12 protein-coding genes, 2 rRNA genes and 1 pseudogene are annotated in these 19,954 nt (G+C 49.8%); 11 read left to right on the forward strand and 4 right to left on the reverse strand.

Annotation, left to right across the window (positions count from 1 at the left end; genetic code table 11):
* The first annotated feature begins 18 nt into the window (after positions 1–18).
* The 7 genes from FAH67_RS10555 (at position 19) to FAH67_RS10585 (ending at position 8,666) form a co-directional block, all read left to right on the forward strand.
* Positions 19–2,907: ribosomal RNA gene (locus FAH67_RS10555) — 23S ribosomal RNA — on the forward strand.
* A 96-nt stretch (positions 2,908–3,003) separates the two neighbouring features.
* A 5S ribosomal RNA gene (gene rrf / locus FAH67_RS10560) occupies positions 3,004–3,117 on the forward strand.
* A gap of 300 nt (positions 3,118–3,417) precedes the next feature.
* Positions 3,418–3,705: a ComEA family DNA-binding protein gene (locus FAH67_RS10565; protein ID WP_039863774.1), complete on the forward strand. Its 288-nt coding sequence runs from the start codon at positions 3,418–3,420 to the stop codon at positions 3,703–3,705.
* 264 nt (positions 3,706–3,969) lie between these two features.
* Positions 3,970–4,383: a type IV pilin protein gene (locus tag FAH67_RS10570; protein ID WP_341869382.1), complete on the forward strand. Its 414-nt coding sequence runs from the start codon at positions 3,970–3,972 to the stop codon at positions 4,381–4,383.
* A gap of 259 nt (positions 4,384–4,642) precedes the next feature.
* A complete protein-coding gene (gene uvrB / locus FAH67_RS10575; protein ID WP_003682019.1) occupies positions 4,643–6,670 on the forward strand; it encodes an excinuclease ABC subunit UvrB in 2,028 nt (675 codons plus the stop codon).
* 27 nt (positions 6,671–6,697) lie between these two features.
* A complete protein-coding gene (locus tag FAH67_RS10580; RefSeq protein WP_003682021.1) occupies positions 6,698–7,882 on the forward strand; it encodes a DUF262 domain-containing protein in 1,185 nt (394 codons plus the stop codon).
* Positions 7,869–8,666 (forward strand): hypothetical protein, encoded by a 798-nt coding sequence (locus FAH67_RS10585; protein ID WP_003682022.1) that lies wholly within the window; start codon positions 7,869–7,871, stop codon positions 8,664–8,666. Before FAH67_RS10580 ends, FAH67_RS10585 begins: the two co-directional genes overlap by 14 nt.
* A gap of 249 nt (positions 8,667–8,915) precedes the next feature.
* Here the strand turns inward: FAH67_RS10585 and xth are convergent, their stop codons facing one another.
* From xth to FAH67_RS10610, 4 genes and pseudogenes are all read right to left on the reverse strand, one after another.
* Positions 8,916–9,686: an exodeoxyribonuclease III gene (xth, locus tag FAH67_RS10590; RefSeq protein WP_003682025.1), complete on the reverse strand. Its 771-nt coding sequence runs from the start codon at positions 9,684–9,686 to the stop codon at positions 8,916–8,918.
* 167 nt (positions 9,687–9,853) lie between these two features.
* The gene (locus FAH67_RS10600) at positions 9,854–10,132 is read right to left on the reverse strand and encodes an ArsR/SmtB family transcription factor (protein WP_003682027.1); all 279 of its coding nucleotides are present in this window, start codon (positions 10,130–10,132) and stop codon (positions 9,854–9,856) included.
* A 416-nt stretch (positions 10,133–10,548) separates the two neighbouring features.
* A pseudogene (locus FAH67_RS10605) lies at positions 10,549–12,328 on the reverse strand (extracellular solute-binding protein).
* Between the two features lie 99 nt (positions 12,329–12,427).
* The gene (locus tag FAH67_RS10610) at positions 12,428–13,630 is read right to left on the reverse strand and encodes a YihY family inner membrane protein (RefSeq protein ID WP_003682031.1); all 1,203 of its coding nucleotides are present in this window, start codon (positions 13,628–13,630) and stop codon (positions 12,428–12,430) included.
* A gap of 99 nt (positions 13,631–13,729) precedes the next feature.
* On the opposite strand from FAH67_RS10610, the gene wrbA reads away from it, so the two are divergent.
* The 4 genes from wrbA (at position 13,730) to FAH67_RS10630 (ending at position 19,954) form a co-directional block, all read left to right on the forward strand.
* A complete protein-coding gene (wrbA, locus tag FAH67_RS10615; RefSeq protein ID WP_003682033.1) occupies positions 13,730–14,335 on the forward strand; it encodes an NAD(P)H:quinone oxidoreductase in 606 nt (201 codons plus the stop codon).
* A 209-nt stretch (positions 14,336–14,544) separates the two neighbouring features.
* On the forward strand, positions 14,545–16,746 hold the full coding sequence (locus FAH67_RS10620; RefSeq protein ID WP_039864308.1) for a TonB-dependent siderophore receptor: 2,202 nt from the start codon (positions 14,545–14,547) through the stop codon (positions 16,744–16,746).
* 145 nt (positions 16,747–16,891) lie between these two features.
* A complete protein-coding gene (locus tag FAH67_RS10625; protein WP_003682037.1) occupies positions 16,892–19,090 on the forward strand; it encodes a TonB-dependent hemoglobin/transferrin/lactoferrin family receptor in 2,199 nt (732 codons plus the stop codon).
* Positions 19,091–19,162: 72 nt separating this feature from the next.
* Complete coding sequence (locus FAH67_RS10630) at positions 19,163–19,954, forward strand: heme/hemin ABC transporter substrate-binding protein (protein ID WP_003682038.1); 792 nt, start codon at positions 19,163–19,165, stop codon at positions 19,952–19,954.

Consider the following 19,954-nt stretch of genomic DNA (forward strand, 5'->3'; position numbering starts at 1 on the left):
AGGTTCTTGAAATGATAGAGTCAAGTGAATAAGTGCATCAGGTGGATGCCTTGGCGATGATAGGCGACGAAGGACGTGTAAGCCTGCGAAAAGCGTGGAGGAGCCGGCAATAAAGCTATGATCCCACGATGTCCGAATGGGGAAACCCACCTCTTAGGAGGTATCCTTATCTGAATACATAGGATAAGCGAAGCGAACCCGGAGAACTGAACCATCTAAGTACCCGGAGGAAAAGAAATCAACCGAGATTCCGCAAGTAGTGGCGAGCGAACGCGGAGGAGCCTGTACGTGATAACTGTCGAGATAGAAGAACAAGCTGGGAAGCTTGACCATAGTGGGTGATAGTCCCGTATTCGAAATCTCAATAGTGGTACTAAGCGTACGAAAAGTAGGGCGGGACACGTGAAATCCTGTCTGAATATGGGGGGACCATCCTCCAAGGCTAAATACTCATCATCGACCGATAGTGAACCAGTACCGTGAGGGAAAGGCGAAAAGAACCCCGGGAGGGGAGTGAAATAGAACCTGAAACCTGATGCATACAAACAGTGGGAGCACCCTTGTGGTGTGACTGCGTACCTTTTGTATAATGGGTCAACGACTTACATTCAGTAGCGAGCTTAACCGAATAGGGGAGGCGTAGGGAAACCGAGTCTTAATAGGGCGAACAGTTGCTGGGTGTAGACCCGAAACCGAGTGATCTATCCATGGCCAGGTTGAAGGTGCCGTAACAGGTACTGGAGGACCGAACCCACGCATGTTGCAAAATGCGGGGATGAGCTGTGGATAGGGGTGAAAGGCTAAACAAACTCGGAGATAGCTGGTTCTCCCCGAAAACTATTTAGGTAGTGCCTCGAGCAAGACACTGATGGGGGTAAAGCACTGTTATGGCTAGGGGGTTATTGCAACTTACCAACCCATGGCAAACTAAGAATACCATCAAGTGGTTCCTCGGGAGACAGACAGCGGGTGCTAACGTCCGTTGTCAAGAGGGAAACAACCCAGACCGCCAGCTAAGGTCCCAAATGATAGATTAAGTGGTAAACGAAGTGGGAAGGCCCAGACAGCCAGGATGTTGGCTTAGAAGCAGCCATCATTTAAAGAAAGCGTAATAGCTCACTGGTCGAGTCGTCCTGCGCGGAAGATGTAACGGGGCTCAAATCTATAACCGAAGCTGCGGATGCCAGTTTACTGGCATGGTAGGGGAGCGTTCTGTAGGCCGATGAAGGTGCATTGTAAAGTGTGCTGGAGGTATCAGAAGTGCGAATGTTGACATGAGTAGCGATAAAGCGGGTGAAAAGCCCGCTCGCCGAAAGCCCAAGGTTTCCTACGCAACGTTCATCGGCGTAGGGTGAGTCGGCCCCTAAGGCGAGGCAGAAATGCGTAGTCGATGGGAAACAGGTTAATATTCCTGTACTTGATTCAAATGCGATGTGGGGACGGAGAAGGTTAGGTTAGCAAGCTGTTGGAATAGCTTGTTTAAGCCGGTAGGTGGAAGACTTAGGCAAATCCGGGTCTTCTTAACACCGAGAAGTGATGACGAGTGTCTACGGACATGAAGTAACCGATACCACGCTTCCAGGAAAAGCCACTAAGCTTCAGTTTGAATTGAACCGTACCGCAAACCGACACAGGTGGGCAGGATGAGAATTCTAAGGCGCTTGAGAGAACTCAGGAGAAGGAACTCGGCAAATTGATACCGTAACTTCGGGAGAAGGTATGCCCTCTAAGGTTAAGGACTTGCTCCGTAAGCCCTGGAGGGTCGCAGAGAATAGGTGGCTGCGACTGTTTATTAAAAACACAGCACTCTGCTAACACGAAAGTGGACGTATAGGGTGTGACGCCTGCCCGGTGCTGGAAGGTTAATTGAAGATGTGCAAGCATCGGATCGAAGCCCCAGTAAACGGCGGCCGTAACTATAACGGTCCTAAGGTAGCGAAATTCCTTGTCGGGTAAGTTCCGACCCGCACGAATGGCGTAACGATGGCCACACTGTCTCCTCCTGAGACTCAGCGAAGTTGAAGTGGTTGTGAAGATGCAATCTACCCGCTGCTAGACGGAAAGACCCCGTGAACCTTTACTGTAGCTTTGCATTGGACTTTGAAGTCACTTGTGTAGGATAGGTGGGAGGCTTAGAAGCAGAGACGCCAGTCTCTGTGGAGCCGTCCTTGAAATACCACCCTGGTGTCTTTGAGGTTCTAACCCAGACCCGTAATCCGGGTCGGGGACCGTGCATGGTAGGCAGTTTGACTGGGGCGGTCTCCTCCCAAAGAGTAACGGAGGAGTTCGAAGGTTACCTAGGTCCGGTCGGAAATCGGACTGATAGTGCAATGGCAAAAGGTAGCTTAACTGCGAGACCGACAAGTCGAGCAGGTGCGAAAGCAGGACATAGTGATCCGGTGGTTCTGTATGGAAGGGCCATCGCTCAACGGATAAAAGGTACTCCGGGGATAACAGGCTGATTCCGCCCAAGAGTTCATATCGACGGCGGAGTTTGGCACCTCGATGTCGGCTCATCACATCCTGGGGCTGTAGTCGGTCCCAAGGGTATGGCTGTTCGCCATTTAAAGTGGTACGTGAGCTGGGTTTAAAACGTCGTGAGACAGTTTGGTCCCTATCTGCAGTGGGCGTTGGAAGTTTGACGGGGGCTGCTCCTAGTACGAGAGGACCGGAGTGGACGAACCTCTGGTGTACCGGTTGTAACGCCAGTTGCATAGCCGGGTAGCTAAGTTCGGAAGAGATAAGCGCTGAAAGCATCTAAGCGCGAAACTCGCCTGAAGATGAGACTTCCCTTGTGGTTTAACCACGCTAAAGAGTCGTTCGAGACCAGGACGTTGATAGGTGGGGTGTGGAAGCGCGGTAACGCGTGAAGCTAACCCATACTAATTGCTCGTGAGGCTTGACTCTATCATTTGAAGAACTTCAAGAGATAAAAGCTTACTGACTGATTCAGTCATCACCGAATATATTGATTAAGGCTTTACCGATTTGTAACAGTTTAAGTTTGGCGGCCATAGCGAGTTGGTCCCACGCCTTCCCATCCCGAACAGGACCGTGAAACGACTCAGCGCCGATGATAGTGTGGTTCTTCCATGTGAAAGTAGGTCACCGCCAAACACCCATTCCGAAGCCCCCGACTGATGTCGGGGGCTTTTTACATGCCTGTCGTTTCTGTCGGTTTGGTGATAGGGAGATTATGATTACCTTGTTGTTATTCTTAAACAAAAGTACCGAAGTTACGGTTAACCGTTTAGAATATTTGAAATCAAACGATATTTGCGTTAATATGTTGTAAGCATTTATGTGGGTATGAGCTGTTGCCCTATCTGCGTATGTGACAGTGTTTACAGAGTGGAATAAAACCATTCTGTAAACAGCATGACTGATTCAATCAAATATGTTATGGGAAAAAATCTGATGAAGAAATTTTTATTTGGTGCGTTTGCCGCCGTTTGTGCGGCGTTCTCTTTGGCTGCCGTGAACATCAATACTGCGTCTTCTGTCGAACTGGAGGCCTTGCCGGGTATCGGTCCGGCTAAGGCGAAATCGATTGTGGAATACCGTCAGAAGAACGGTGCGTTCAAATCGGTGGAGGAGCTGAAAAACGTGAAGGGCATCGGTGATGCGGTGCTGAACAAGTTGAAGGCGGAGGCGACGGTTTCTTCTGCTGCGCCTAAGGCCGCACAGCCTGCCGTGAAAAAATAAGTCTGACGGTTAACTGCCGTATGCCGCCCCGAGGCCGAACCGCTTGCCGGTTCGGGTTGACGGGCGGCTTTGTATGGGGCCGGCAATGAGAGCTTGGGCAAAGCGGGGCTTTACATTGGGTAAAAGGGATAAACGGATAGTCTCCTGTCGGATGGGGATATAAAAGATAAAGGGAATAAAGATATGTACTCAAAGGCATTTGACGGAATACGGAATGGGGTAACTGTGCAGAGGGGGTATTCCTTGATACAGCTGTTGGTGGTGATGCTGTTGGTTTCGATATTGGCGACGGCGGCATTTACGGCCTATCGGGAATCGGTCCGCTCGGCCAACCTGCGTGCGGCGCATGCCGCCCTGCTGGAAAATGCGCGCTTTATGGAGCAGTTCTATACGAAAAAGGGCAGCTTTAAGCTGACGTCGACGAAGTGGCCGGAGCTGCCGGTGAAGGAGGCGGGTGGTTTCTGCATTCGGATGAACGGTCAGGCTAAGGGGATACTGGAAGGGAAGTTTACCCTGAAGGCGGTGGCGTTGGACAGGGAGGCGGAGCCGAGGGTATTACGCTTGAACGAGTCGCTGACGGCGGTGGTGTGCGGGAAGATGAAGGGGAAGGGAAGCTGTACGGACGGCGAGGAGATATTTAGGGGCAATGATGCGGAGTGTAAACCATTTGGCGCATAGGGTGGTCGTCTGAAGGGATAAAAGAAAAAAGGGCACAAGAAAAGGACGTACGGTGTACGTCCTTTGGTGAATGAAGATGGATTATTCGCTCCAGCTAACCCAGTCCAACATCCAAGTATTGTTCCGGCTAACACAACCAACCTCAGTTAGCTAAGGAAGGAGATGAAATATTTAGTCTTATCAGATTGGTACACTATCAATTTTCAGACGGCCCTTTGTTATAATCTTCTCTTTACCTGAACATAAAACAGGCCGTCTTATGGAAGTCATCCAATACCCCGATTCCCCCTTCAAACTCCACCAACCCTTCCCCCCCGCCGGCGACCAGCCTACCGCCATTGCCGGCCTGCTCGAAGGGCTTTCAGACGGCCTTGCCTACCAAACCCTGCTCGGCGTAACCGGTTCGGGCAAAACCTACACCATGGCGAACGTCATCGCCCAAAGCGGCCGACCCGCCATCATCATGGCGCACAACAAAACCCTTGCCGCCCAGCTTTATGCCGAAATGCGCGAGTTTTTCCCCGAAAACGCGGTGGAATATTTCGTCTCCTACTACGACTATTACCAGCCCGAAGCCTATGTGCCCAGCCGCGACCTGTTCATCGAAAAAGACAGCGCGATCAACGAACACATCGAGCAGATGCGCCTTTCCGCCACCAAAAACCTGATGACGCGCGACGACGTAATTATCGTTGCCACCGTGTCCGCCATTTACGGTATCGGCGACCCGACCGAGTATCAACAAATGGTGTTGTCCGTAAAAGAAGGCGACACTATTGAGCAGCGCGACATCATCGCCACGCTCGTTTCCATGCAATACGAACGCGGCGATTTGGACTTCAAACGCGGCAGCTTCCGCGTGCGCGGCGACGTGATTGACGTGTACCCCGCCGAAAGCTCCGAAAACGCCTTGCGCATCAGCCTATTTGACGACGAAATCGACCGCCTCGATATGTTCGACCCGCTTTCAGGCAGCCTGTACCAGCGCGTCGGCCGCTACACCGTCTTCCCGTCCAGCCACTACGTTACCCCGCGCGATACCGTCTTGTGCGCCTGCGAGTCCATCAAAGAAGAACTGCGCGAACGCATCGAATTTTTCGCCCGCGAACAACGCCCCGTCGAACAACAGCGCATCGAACAGCGCACCCGCTTCGACCTCGAAATGCTCTACGAAATGGGCTTCTGCAAAGGCATCGAAAACTACTCCCGCCACTTCTCCGGCAAAAAAGAAGGCGAACCGCCGCCCACGCTGATGGACTACCTGCCCGACAACGCCATCATGTTCATCGACGAAAGCCACGTTACCGTTACCCAAATCGGCGGCATGTACAAAGGCGACGCATCGCGCAAGCAAAACCTCGTGGACTACGGCTTCCGCCTCCCTTCCGCCCGCGACAACCGCCCGCTCAAATTCCACGAATTTGAAAAAGTCATGCCGCAAACTGTCTTCGTTTCCGCCACTCCAGCCAAATACGAAGAAGAACACGCCGGACAAGTGGTCGAACAAGTCGTCCGTCCCACAGGGCTGGTTGATCCCCAAATCATCATCCGCCCCGTCGCCACACAAGTCGACGACTTAATGAGCGAAATCAACGACCGTATCCAAAAAGGCGAACGCGTCCTCGTTACCACCCTTACCAAACGCATGGCAGAGCAACTCACCGACTATTACAGCGAACTCGGCATCAAAGTGCGCTACCTGCACAGTGACATTGATACTGTAGAGCGCGTTGAAATTATTAGAGATTTGCGGCTCGGACTGTTTGACGTACTCGTCGGCATCAACCTCTTGCGCGAAGGCCTCGACATCCCCGAAGTCTCCCTCGTCGCAATCCTCGACGCCGACAAAGAAGGCTTCCTGCGCTCCCACCGCAGCCTGATTCAAACCATAGGCCGCGCCGCACGCAACGTGAACGGCGTCGCCATCCTGTACGCCGACAAAATCACCGACTCCATGAAAGCCGCCATCGACGAAACCGAACGCCGCCGCGAAAAACAGATGAAATTCAACGAAGAACACGGCATCGTGCCGCAGCAGATTAAAAAACAGGTTAAAGACATCATCGACGGCGTGTACCACGAAGAAGACGGCGGCAAAGGTCGTCTGAAAGGCAAAAACAAGGTTAAAGTCGGCGAAATCCACAACGAAGAAGACGCAATTAAAGAAATCGCCAAACTGGAAAAAGCCATGCAGCAGGCGGCTAGGGATTTGCAGTTTGAAGAAGCGGCGGTAATTCGTGATAGAATTCGGGGGATTAAGGAAAATCTGCTTTTTGGGGCGGAGTGAATTTTTCTATATATAAAGGACAATCATATGGAAACAAACGTTTTTTATGGAGAATACTCTTTAGACCACTGGATTCATTTACTTGAAACAGGCAACATTAAATTACCAAAAATTCAGCGTTCATTCACATGGAAAGATTATAAAATAAAACGATTAATTAAATCTCTACATAATAAACAATTTATCCCACCGGTTATAGTTATCAGATCAAACCAAGAAAACCTGATTATAGATGGGCAACAGAGGTTAACCAGTCTTTTGTTGGCATATCGCAATAAATACCCCACACGTAAAAATTTAAATAACAAATGGAAATATTGCTCACAAAGTGATGGTAATACAACTACAACAAATTTTGATGATCCAGACGGGTTTACTGACTATGATTTCTTTGAAGGAATCGGAATATCAAATATAGATAAAAATAATTTTTTTAAAGATAAATTTTTAGGATTTACTTTTATTTCTCCTCAGTCTGGCACCAAAATTGAACAAGAGCAATATTTCGCACAAACATTTTACTCAATAAACACGCAAGCAGAATTATTGACTGCTGATGAAAAGTTAGAAGCTTACAAATTAATTACACCTGAATTAAAAAATATTATTTCACCAAAATTTGAAGAATATTTCAAAGTTAGCAGAGGCAGTAATAAACTTATTAGAATATTAGGCTACATTCTTCAATACAGAATGAATAAAGACTCTATTCAAACAGCTGAAAGAACAGAAGATTTTGCTAATATTGTTGAGTCATTAAGTAATCGAATACCAGTCGATTTATTCGGCAAAAGAGGGGAAATTGTTAGAGATTTTGATTACAGCCAACCTTTCTATGATACCGGTTCAAACTATAGTATTTTTGAAGAAACAGATGGCACACCTTGTTATATAGAAATTCTTGAGAAGATAAAAATTGAATTAAATAAAAATAAAAATCAGAATCCTAATGCGCCTTACAAATTTGATAAAATTGTGCATTTTGATGTTTTATTCTTTGGCTTTTTATATCAATGCCTATTTGAAGGCAATATTTCCTACTTAAATGATAAAAACACAATCAGAGAATTGATTGAAAAATGCTCAAAATTAGCAGAGAAACTCCACAAAAGGTCCAAAAACACACCAAATGATAGCATATATATCTGTGAAAGAATAAAAGAATCTATTGAACTCTATAATGGAATGGGGCTAAATCATGGTAAACCATAATGATTTTATTCTTGAGCCCATTATCAATATTTTAAAAAAAGGTATATCCTCTCTGTCTAATTTGGGTGATACTATAGAAATATATCCAGTGCAAGAACATATTCTTCGTTCAATTTTTATTGAAATGACAGGTTCTCAAGAGCAAAAAATGAAATGCATTCTTTGGACTTTAGCTACCTATAATTATGAGTTTAGATATGACTTTTTGAACAAGGGTAAGTATGGAGAATGTTCTGATTTGAAAGATAAATCAAAAGTATATGGCGATTTAACTAAGCAAATAACATTGCTCAAACCTTCAGAAAATATAGAATTTAAAAAAATTATATTTCCTGACGATAAAACTAATCACATAGAAAATAATAAAATAGCATTAGATAAATTTCTTGGTCATTCAAACATCAACTCAATATTTGAAAAATATATTAAGATGTTTCAAGGAAATGAGATTACAAGTGAATCACTGTTTTTACCTTCCAATAGTCAATTATTTACAAATAAAGATAACATTGGTGATGACAAATTAAAAAACATTAGTAGTGACTCATTAAAAAAGTATGCGATCTCTGAAATTTATCTTAGATTATATAAACATCGTAATAGGTGCGCTCATAATACATTATCATATCAAAAAAATTTACCTACATTAAATAATTTAAATAGCGAAGCTTATAATTTTGATAATTATTATATTCGTTTTTTGATATTAATTTTTATTGATACAATCTTTATTAAGACTTATGAAAAATATTTGGAATTAAGACAAACTGGAATTAGCTGGTAAGCGAGCGTAGCAAGCCGTAGCCTGTATTCCCACCAACCGCGTGCGTGGCTGCTCCATATACTACCTACGGGCGCCACAAATTTTAAAACCGAGGTGTAGGGTGTGTGCGGTACGCACGCACGCTTTTTTGGTGTTCAAACCATTGTTTCAAACTTTCAGACAATTTCAAACGTGGTCTGAAAACTTTTAGAATAAAGGCCGTCTGAAATCCAGTTTTCAGACGGCCTTATTTTTTCTTAATTCAAAGTGTTAGCAGTCAAACTCAGCGATTACCGGCGCATGGTCGCTGGGGCGCTCTTGGGCGCGGGTTTCTAAGTCGACGGTGACGTCGGTAAGGGTGGCGGCGAGTTCGGGGCTGGTGAGGATGTGGTCGATGCGTAGGCCGAGTTTGCGTTGGAACATGGCGCCGCGGTAGTCGAACCATGTGTAGAACGCGCCTTCGGGGTGGACTTTGCGCAGGCTGTCGGTCAGGCCGAGGTCGAGCAGGGTTTTAAACCATTGTCTTTCGATGGAGGAGCAATGGATTTTTTCGTGCCATTTTTCGGGGTCGTAGCAGTCGGCATCGGCCGGGGCGATGTTGAAGTCGCCGAGCAGGACGAGTTTGGGGTGGACGGCCATTTCGGTGCGGACGAACTCGGTCAGGGCGGCAAACCATTGTTCTTTGTATTGGAATTTTGGGCTGTCCAGTGCTTCGCCGTTGACGCAATAGACGTTGATGACGCGCACGCCGTTGATGGTGGCGGCGATGACGCGGCGTTGCGGGTCGTCGGGGAGGGCGGGAAGGCCGCAATGTACGTCTTGCGGTTCGTGGCGGCTGATGATGGCGACGCCGTTGTAGGTTTTTTGGCCGCTCCAGACGCAGTGCCAGCCCATCATTTGCAGGGCGGCGGCCGGAAATTTGTCTTGGTCGAGTTTGAGTTCTTGTAAGGCGAGTATGTCGGCTTGGTGGTCGGCCAGCCAGTTTTGTACTTGGGGTAGGCGGACGTTGAGGGAATTGACGTTCCAAGTGGCGATTTTCATGATGTTTCCGTGTGTGTTGTTGGGTGGGAAGGCGGTGGATTGCACCTGTGGGAATGGGCGGTATTGTATAGCGGATTGGTTTATTTTTCGATATGGGCTGAAAGGGGCAGGCCGTCTGAAAGCTGATGTTTCAGACGGCCTTGATGTTGTGATGTGGAATAATTTGTTTATTCTGCTTGGTCTTTGAGTGTGCGCAGGGTATTGAGGATGGTGGTGGCTTCTTCGGAGATGAGGCGGTATTCGATGATGCGGTGGTAGCGCGTGAAATCAATGATGCCTTCGGTGCGCAGGCGTGAGAGGTGGTTGGCGATGCCGGTCGGGGAGGAGTCGAGCGCCTGTGCCAGTTCGGTAATGCTGCGGTCGCCGTCAAGTAGTAGAAAAAGGATGGCCATGCGTTCGGGGTTGGCAATCAGTTTGAGAATGGTAGAGAGACGCTTGATTTCCATATTATTGTTCCTTATTGTCTGTTATATGAATGCTTGATTTGGGTTAAATTTGGATGATTGTAGTTTTTATTAAGATTAACCTTATAATTCAAACCCTTACCTTGCAGTTTACACGGTTTTGTAAAATTTGAGGGCATTGTTTTGCAATTTTTTTGTTCATTTTCGATATTTTGCTTCGGTTGCGAAAATGGATTGAAAAGAGACGAAAAGGCCGTCTGAAATGTTCCGTTGCAGATGATTTTGCTGACGGATGTTTCAGACGGCCTTTGATTTGGCTTTAAGTTATTTTTTCTTTTATGTTTGTTTGGAATCGGCCGATTGATTGTTTTTAAACAAACAACTAGGTTTTATGATCCTATGCTTAGGACTACACGCCAAGGGCTTGTCAGTCGTTTGGACGTGTTGTCGAAATGCGACTACTTTTTCTTCCAGCCTGCGGTCATGGCGAAGGTGATGGGGTCGTAGTATTTCGGCAGCTTGGACGGAATGCCGACATCGTTACGGTACACGACGCGGTAGCGGTCGGCGAACCAGTTTGGAACGATGGTGTATTGGTGGCGGATCAGTCGGTCGAGCGCGCGCGAGGTGGTTTGCAGCTCTTGGCGGTTGGTAAAGCTGTTGAAATGGGTCAGCAGTTTTTCAACCGCGGGATGACAGACGCCGGATAGGTTGCGGCTGCCTTCGGTTTTGGCGGCGGCGCAGCTGAAGTAGTCGTATTGCTCGTTGCCGGGGCTTTCGCTGTTGCCGTAGTAGCCTGTGGTCACGTCAAAATCGAAGTCGTTCATGCGTTTTTGGTACACGGCGGAGTCGGCGGTGCGCACGTTCATGGTGATGCCGATTTTGGCGAGGTCGCGCTGCCATTTGGCGGTAATGCGTTCGTAGTTTTTGCTTGGGGCGAGGAATTCAAAGGTCAGCGGTTTGCCTTGTTTGTCGACTGCTTTGCCGTTTTTGTATTGATAGCCGCCTTTTTCAAGCAGGGCGCGTGCTTTGAGCAGGTTTGGGCGCACGCCCAGTTTGGGGTCGGTAACCGGCGGCATAGGGACGTCTTGATCCAATACGCCGTCGGGCAGCTTGGCGCCCAATGATTTGAGCAATGCGGTTTCCGCGCTGTCAGGCTTGCCGGTTGCGGCCATGGTGCTGTTGGTAAAGAAGCTGTCGGTGCGGCGGTATGCACCGTAGAAGATGCGGCTGTTGACGCTTTCGTAGTCGAAGCTTTCAATCAAGGCGCGGCGGACGTAAATATTGTCCAAGGGCTTGTGGCGCATATTGATGACGAAGCCTTGCATGCCGGCTGTGCTGTTTTGTACCCATTCGTGTTTGGACAGATTGCGTTTTTTGAGGACTTCGTCGGAGTAGGCGCGCCCAGTTGCGGGCGACGTTTTCTTGTACGAAGTCATATTGGCCGCCTTTCAGTCCTTCGATGCGGACAACTTCGTCTTTGACGTATTTGATGCGGATGTGGTCGTAGTTGTAGCGACCTTTGCGCACGGGCAGATTTTGCGCCCAGTAGTTTTTGTCGCGGACAAACTCGCTGATGCGGCCGTTTTCGGCTTTGGCAAAACGGTAGGGGCCGGAGCCGATCGGCAGGCTGTTGGGTGCGGCGGCTAGACCTTTGGGATAGCTTTTATGCGAGAAGACGGGCAGGCTGCCGAGAATCATGTGCAATTCTGAGTTGCGCTGCTTGAAGCGGAATACGACGGTGCGGTCGTTGGGCGTTTCCACTTTGGCCACGTCGCTCCAGTAGAAGTGGTACATGGGGGCGGCGGCTTTGTCTTTGGTTAGGATGTTAAATGAAGCGGCAACGTCTTTGGCTAAAACGGGGTCGCCATTGTGGAACTTGGCTTTGGGGTTGATTTTGAAGGTAACGGAAAGGCCGTCCGGAGCCAGGGCGATGTCTTCGGCAATCAGGCCGTAAACTGCGTAAGGTTCGTCCATGCTTTGCTCGGTCAGGGTATCGAGCGTCAGCATGCTGATGCCGTATTCGTGGTTGCCTTTGAGGGTAAAGGGGTTGAGCGTGTCAAAAGCACCAAGGAAAGGTGTGGTAAATGTGCCGCCTTTGGGAGCGTTGGGATTGACGTATTCGAAGGCAGTGAAGTTGGCCGGATATTTGGGTGGTTGGCCAAGGCCTACGCCGTGGGCGGCAAAGGCGGCAGATGGAATCAGACCGAGCAGCAAGAGTAGGGCTGGTGTTTTCATCTATTTATCCTTGTAGGTTGAATGTAGTATTCAGTAGTGTGCCGATTATAGCAAAGGCCGTCTGAAACTTGATATTTTTGCTTTCAGACGGCGTCAGGTTTAAGAGGATTGTTTTTTCGTATGGGCACCGAACTCGGCCAGCGTCATGTTTAAGGTTTCCAAGCAGGGCTGCATGATGTGGTCAACCGTTTGATTGACCTTGTCTTTATTAAGCGTTTGCGGACGGTAGACAAAGAGTTTGAACAGTTCCGCCAAGTCGATGGACTCCGCTCCCATTTTCAAGACCCAGCCCTGACGGCCAAAATAGACATAGCCGTGTCGTGCCAGTTTTTCCAAAAGTTCGCCCAATTCATCGTAGCCCATATTGATATGCCGTCTGAACTCCTGCACCGGCAATGCCTTACCGTTTTGTTGGGCAGAATCGAGCAGCAGCAGGATTTTCAATACATCATCAAAGCGGCCGCGCGCATCCAGACTACGGCGGAACGCTTCGCCGCGCCAGTAGGACAGGGACGAGGTCAAAACCGCGCCGCCCAATACCAGCGTCCACAACAGGTTGAGCCACAACAGGAAAAACGGTACAGCGGCAAATGCGCCGTAAATCGATTTGTAGCCGTCAAAGTTGCCCATGTACCAAGCGAACAAAAAGCGTGCCGTTTCCAAGCAAAACGCCGTTACGGCCGCGCCGACCAAAGCATGGTTGGCAGGTACGAAACGGTTGGGTACAAAGCGGTATAAACCCCACAGCAGTACCGTAATAAATGAAACCGTGGTTATGCCCCTCAGCCATTCCGAGCCGCCCACTACTTGCACCTGACCGATCACGACCGACAAGCCCACGCCCAAAGACAAAGGTCCAAACGTCAGCAACGCCCAATACACCAAAAACTGCATCATCCAGGGCCGTTGCGAATTGACGCGCCAAATCCGGTTGAACGCATTGTCTATCGTCCGAATCAGCATCAGCGAGGTGACGACCAACATCACACTGCCGATCGCCGTCAGATTGGTAGCCTTATCGCGGAACGCATTGATGTAGTCAAACACCATGTCCGCGCCCTGCGGAACGATGGTGCGGTTGATAAAAGAGATAAATTCCCCCGACCATTGATCGAAAACAGGGAAGGCCGACGCGATGGCAACCATCACCGTCAACACGGGCACCAAAGCCAAAAGTGTCGTAAACGTCATGCTTGCCGCCACCTGCGGCACACGCTCCTCATTAAAACGGCGCACGACAAACCAAGCGAACGTCACACCTTTACTCTTTAAAAAACCTTGCCACCATTGCGAAAACGGCATAACCTGCTCCCACTTTTAAATTGAAATTTTTTCTTTTTAGACGGCCCGAGTATTTAAAAGGCCGTCTGAAACCTGACAGCATTGTAACGGAAATCCCAAATGAACCCAAATCCCCTGAAAATTCTCGTCCTCTTTTATTCCCAAAACGGCAGCACGCGCAACCTTGCCCGCCAAATCGCACGCGGTATCGAAAGCGTGGACGGATGCGAAGCCGTGTTGCGTACCGTTCCCAAAGTTTCCACTGTTTGCGAAGTCGTTGAAAAAGCCATTCCCGATGAAGGCGCGCCATACGCGACTGCCGACGATCTCAAAAATTGCGCCGGCCTCGCGCTCGGCAGCCCGACACGTTTCGGCAATATGGCCGCCGCGATGAAATACTTTATCGACGGCACCATTCCCCTTTGGCTCGGCGCAGAACTTGTCGGCAAACCTGCCACCGTATTCACCAGCACATCTTCGCTGCACGGCGGCCAAGAAAGCACCCTGCTGACCATGATGCTGCCCCTGTTGCACCACGGCATGGTCATCAGCGGCATTCCATATACCGAGTCCGCGCTCAGCAATACCCAAAGCGGCGGCACGCCTTACGGCGCAAGCCATGTTTCCGGCCACGACAGCAAGCCGGCATTGACTGCCGAAGAAAACGATATTGCCTTTGCGCAAGGTAAACGTTTGGCAGAATTGGCACGAAAATTGGCAGACTGATTGCCTTGTAAAAAAAGATTAAGGCCGTCTGAAAACCTGATGATACAGGTTTTCAGACGGCCTTTTTAGTTAATTATAATTAGTCTTAAAGAAATATTTTTAATGAAACAAATGACTTAGAAAATAGCGATTGGAACATAGTTTCATCGGGCTACATCTTTTTGATAGAATCTGCCACCAAATTGAAAGATAAGCTAATTGGAGAGGCTATGTCACTACCTGTATTTCCCTATGGCAAATTAAGCTTTGCCGTCAGTCTGGCGCTGTGTTCGGCGTATTCTTTCGCAACCGAAGTAGAAAATACCCAGCCGCAAGAGCGTGTCGATTTACCGACAGTTACCGTCCAAGGTGTCGGTAAACAGACTACTTCCAACTACACCATCCCCGCCTCATCCGCCGCCACAGGCATCAAGCTGACCCAGCGTGAAACACCGCAATCCCTGTCTGTCGTAACGGCAAAACAAATCGAAGACCAAGGCTTGGACAGTCTGCAGGACGTATTGAAACAAACACCGGGCGTGTTCCACAGCAAAATGGGCAACAACGTATCCGGCCACAGCCAGTTTATTTCGCGCAGTCAGGCGATTGACAGCATTTCCGTAGATGGCGCACCCAAATTCCTTTACGAGGGTAAAGCCATCCGCCGCAGTACCAACAATCTGGACAGCACGTTGTATGACCAAGTCGTCGTCGTGCGCGGCGCAAGCGGTTTGTCCAACGGCGGTATGGGCGAGCCGGGCGGCACGGTTGCTTTGGAGCGCAAAAAACCGACTGCCAAACCTGCCGTCAGCGTCGAAGCCGGAGTCGGTTCGTGGAAGCACTACCGCTTCGTCCTTGATGCCAATCAGCCTTTAAATGCAGACAATACCTTGCGCGGCCGCACTATTTTGGTCAGCGACCACGGCGGCGATTACCTGCCGAACACTTCGCGCCACAATCATACGTTCTACGGCATTCTCTCCTACGACATTGCCCCTCAGACTCAGTGGAATATCGGTACGGAAATACACCGTTTCCGCAATACCGGCAGCTCGCCTTTCAGCTATCTGACCGTGGCAGGAAACCCTAGAAAAAATCAACCTTTCAAACCATTTGCAGCCTCTCCGCGCAGCAATGCCTCGGCAAAATGGGCTTACGGTAAAGACACCAGTGCGGAAATCTTTACCTCTATCAATCATGAGTTTGAAAACGGTTGGGCTCTGAACGGCAACTACAGCCATACTTATGGAAAAAGTGATGCAGTTTCCGGTATAGCCGGTCCTTTTTTCATTGATTCAGACTATTCCGCTGAATTCTTTGCCGAGCGCAATCAAGCCAAGTACACCGACCAAGATTTTTCTCTGAGTTTGGACGGCGATTACCCGCTTTTGGGACGCAAACATGAATTCAATGCCGGCATCAGCTATCAGTACAATAAGGAAACTCCTTCATATTACAAAGAAAATGAAGATGAGATTGTCCCTGATTTGCGCCTTTTTGACGGAAATTTCACAAAACCGGCCATGCCCTATCTTGGTGACGGCTTTGCCCATATGAAAAACCTCTCTGTTTACGGTTCGACCCGTTTTAAACTGACCGACAGGCTGGCATTGATAGGCGGCGGACGATTTGTCGATTGGCGATACCGGCAATACCGCTACGATTACGATGATCTCAACGACTTTGTCTACAACAAGTATAAAAACAAGGTATTTATCCCCTATTTGGGCGCAAGTTATGATTTAAACGACAATCTGACAGCCTACACCTCCTATACCACCATATTCCGCCCGCAAGGACGCTATTTGGATCAAAACGGCAAACCGCTCGAACCGCAACGTGGCAAAACATATGAACTCGGCTTAAAAGCCTCTTGGTTTGAAGGCCGTTTGAACGCTTCTGCATCCGCCTTTATGAACAAACGCGACCATTTGGGCGTGGTTGCAGGCAAATTCGCGAATAGTAAGAAAAAATACTACCGTGCAGCCAACAACACCACGACAAAAGGCGTGGAACTCTCTGTCGGCGGCCGCCTGAGCGACAAATGGCTGCTGAATGCGTCTTATGCACGTTCCAAAATCAAAAACAGCGAAGGGGTTCAACTGCATCCGTCTTATCCGGTTCATTTGTTCAAGCTCTTTACCGCATATGACGTAACCGACCGTTTGAACCTGGGCGCAAACGTCAACTGGCAAAGCCGCAGCCACACGCTGGACGAATATCCCGCAGACATCAACCCGGCTGCCGCTGCTGCATTGACCCAACGCCCATACGCTACGCTGGATTTGACCGCGCATTACAAAATCGGCAAATCCACCCGCATCAGTTTGGACTTTGAAAACGTGTTTAACAAACGCTATCGCACCATGCCGGATATTCACGTTTACGGCACGCCGCGTAGTGTGACTGCAACGGTTAAACATACGTTTTAATTGAATAGCAGAAGTAGGACAGGCCGTCTGAAAACCTGAATTATCGGGTTTTCAGACGGCCTTTTGTTCATATCTTAAACTTGCAAAAACCGTCTGTTTGTTTTATAAATGCAAACCATTATTATTCAAATGATAAGGTTGTATAATGAAAAAGAAAGCGATTGCCTGTGTAGTAGGGGCGGTTTTTTCCGGACAGTTATATGCGGCTCAGATGCCGGTGGCTCAGGCAGAAATAGAGCCTGTGGTGGTCACGGCCGACCGCAATGCGCAAACCTTGGATAAAGCCGCGCCGAATGTGTCGGTTATCGGACGCAAAACCTTGAATCAAGCATCGGCGCAGAATTTGGACGATATCGTGATGTATGAATCCGGCGTCAGCGTGCCGTCAGACAACAATCGCCGCGGTCATGCCGGTATCAATATCCGAGGCATAGACGGCAACCGCATTCTGATGATGGTGGACGGCGTGCGCATTCCCGAATCTTATGCAGGCGGCGGCTCCAATGGCGCGATTTCGGGACGCGATATGGTCGAAAGCGACACGCTCAAGCAGGTTGATATTGTCAAAGGCCCTTATTCCGCGCTGTACGGCAGCGATGCGCTTGGCGGCGTGGTGAACATGGTGACGCTCTCACCGAGCGATTTTGTCGATGCGGGCAAACGCGGGCATTTCGGTTTGAAACACGGCTACCGCAGCCGCGACCGCAGCCATGGCATGACGGCGACTGTGGCAGGTTTCCATGAAAACGCCGAAGGCCTGCTGATGCTGACGCGTCGTCAAGGACACGAAACGGAAAACATGGGCGGCGACAAAAGCTACTCGACTGCGCGTACTGCCACCAACCCGCAGAAAAACAATGCCTACAATATCTTGGCGAAAGGCAATATTGGCAACGAACGCCACCGCTTGGAAACTTTGTACGAACAGTATTACCACGCCAACGATACCGTATTGGCAAACGGCTTGGGTTCGCAATCGCGCGGGCCGGTAACCATCGCAACATCCGAGAGCAATGCCCGCGACCGTATCCGCCGTCAACGTATCGAAGCAGGCTACCGCTACACTGGCGAAGGCCGTCTGAAAGAAGCCAACCTGACTGCCTATCAGCAAAAACTGCGTACGGAAGACGATGCCGTCGATGCGAGCATTACGCGCATGGGCGCGCGCCAATTGGGTAACTCGACCCGTTATTCCGACTACGGTTTCAATCAGACCATACGCGGGCTGAACGGACGTAGCGTGTGGGAGTTTGATAGCTCGGTCAAACAAACCGTTGTTGCCGGAGCCGAATACAAACACACCGAGACCGCCCGTCTGCGCGACAGCCTGACAGTGGACAATCTGACCGGCGCCGTCAGCAAAGTTTATGCAGGCAGCACCTATCCGAATAAAACCTTCCCCGACAGCAAGCGCAAAACGTTCAGCGTTTACGCACAAGACAGCCTGACCTTCGGCAATGGCATCGTTCTAACTCCGGCCTTACGTTACGAAAAAGACAAGCTGAACACGTCGACCGACCAAGCCTATCTAAATGCCAATCCCGGCGGAACGGCAACCCGCTTCAACGATTCCGCGCTTACACCCAGCCTGCGCCTGAGTGTGCCGATGGGTGAGCAGTTCACCGGTTTTGCTACTTATTCACAAGGCTTCCGTACGCCGCCGTTTGACAGCGCGACCATGGCGTTTGCCAATACAACCTACGGCTATGCGGTCATTCCCAATGCCAACCTCAAATCTGAACGCTCCAACAGCTTTGAATTGGGGATGAAGTTCAAAAACGAACGCACCCGTGCGCAAGTTACCGCGTTCTACAACCGTTACCGCAACTTCATCGACCGCACTGAAATCGGTACCTCCACCATTGGCGGACGCCCGATTACCCAGTACCAATATCAAAACCTTGATCGTGTTAAAACCTACGGTGCCGAAGCTTCCGCCGCCTACAAATTCCTGCCGGGCTGGCAAGTCTCCGGCAGCATCGCTTGGATGCGCGGTGAGCAGCAGGCCGGCAAACCGTTGGATTCCGCTTATCCGCTCAACGGCGTTTTGGGTTTGGATTACACTCAGGAAAAATGGGGTATGGGTACAAAGCTGCGCTGGTCGAAAAAACACAGCCGCGTCAGCAGCGACAGCGTTTTCCAAGCGCCGGGCTACGGCGTATGGGATGTCGGCGCGTGGTACAAGCCGTTTAAAAACTTCGAAATCGGCGCAAACATTTACAACGTCGGCAACAAAAAATACTGGCAGCACGCCGACGTTGCCGGTATGAGCCGTACCGGTGTGATGGACTTGTACACTGAAAGTGGCCGCAATTTCGCCGCAACCGTACAACTGAAGTTCTAATGTGATTCAACCGTTTTCAGACGGCCTGAGAAAGCGAGCAGGCCGTCCGAAAGCATACAACAAGGAAAAACAATGAAACTCAAACTCCTCCTGCTTTCCGCGCTTATTTCGTTGGCCGGCACTGCACACGCGCAACGCATCGTCGTGTTGACCCCCGATACGGCAGACATCGTTGCCGCGCTCGGCGCATTGGACGAAATCGTTGGCCGCGATCAGACCGTTCAAAATCCTGCATTGAAAAACAAGCCCAGTATCGGCATTCATCGCCGTCTGACGGTTGAGCCGATTGTGGCCGCCAAACCCGACATCGCCATCGGTTCATGGATGGCGCAGCCTGCCGATATTTTTGCCCACCTGCAAAAAGCAGGCATTAAAGCCGTCAATGTTGCGCCCGACGACAGCATCGCCGCCTATCCGCAAAGTATCCGCAACATCGGTCAGCTTATCGGCAAAAGCGCGCAGGCGGACAAGTTCGCCGGTAAGTGGCAGGCAGATATGAAACAGCAGCCTTCCAGCGGCAAACGCTACCTCTTCAGCTACGACGGACGCATCGTATCGGGCAAGAATACCGCTGCCGACGAAATCATCCGCCGCGCCGGCGGTATCAATGCCGCAGCCGCCATTGACGGCCTCAAACCGATGACGCGTGAGGCATGGATTGCGGCCAAACCCGACATCATCATTATTGCCGACCACAACACCGCCATGATAGGCAACGTCAAAACCTTTGCCGCACGCCCCGAAATCGCCGGCTCGCCTGCCGCGAAAAACGGCAAGATTTATTTGTGGAAGGCTAACGATATGTTCCGTTACGGGCTGGATACGCCGCAAGTGATTCAGCGTTTGCACGGTTTGGCGAAATAA

Origin of the sequence: Neisseria flavescens (assembly GCF_005221285.1) — a bacterium.
Lineage (GTDB): Bacteria > Pseudomonadota > Gammaproteobacteria > Burkholderiales > Neisseriaceae > Neisseria > Neisseria flavescens.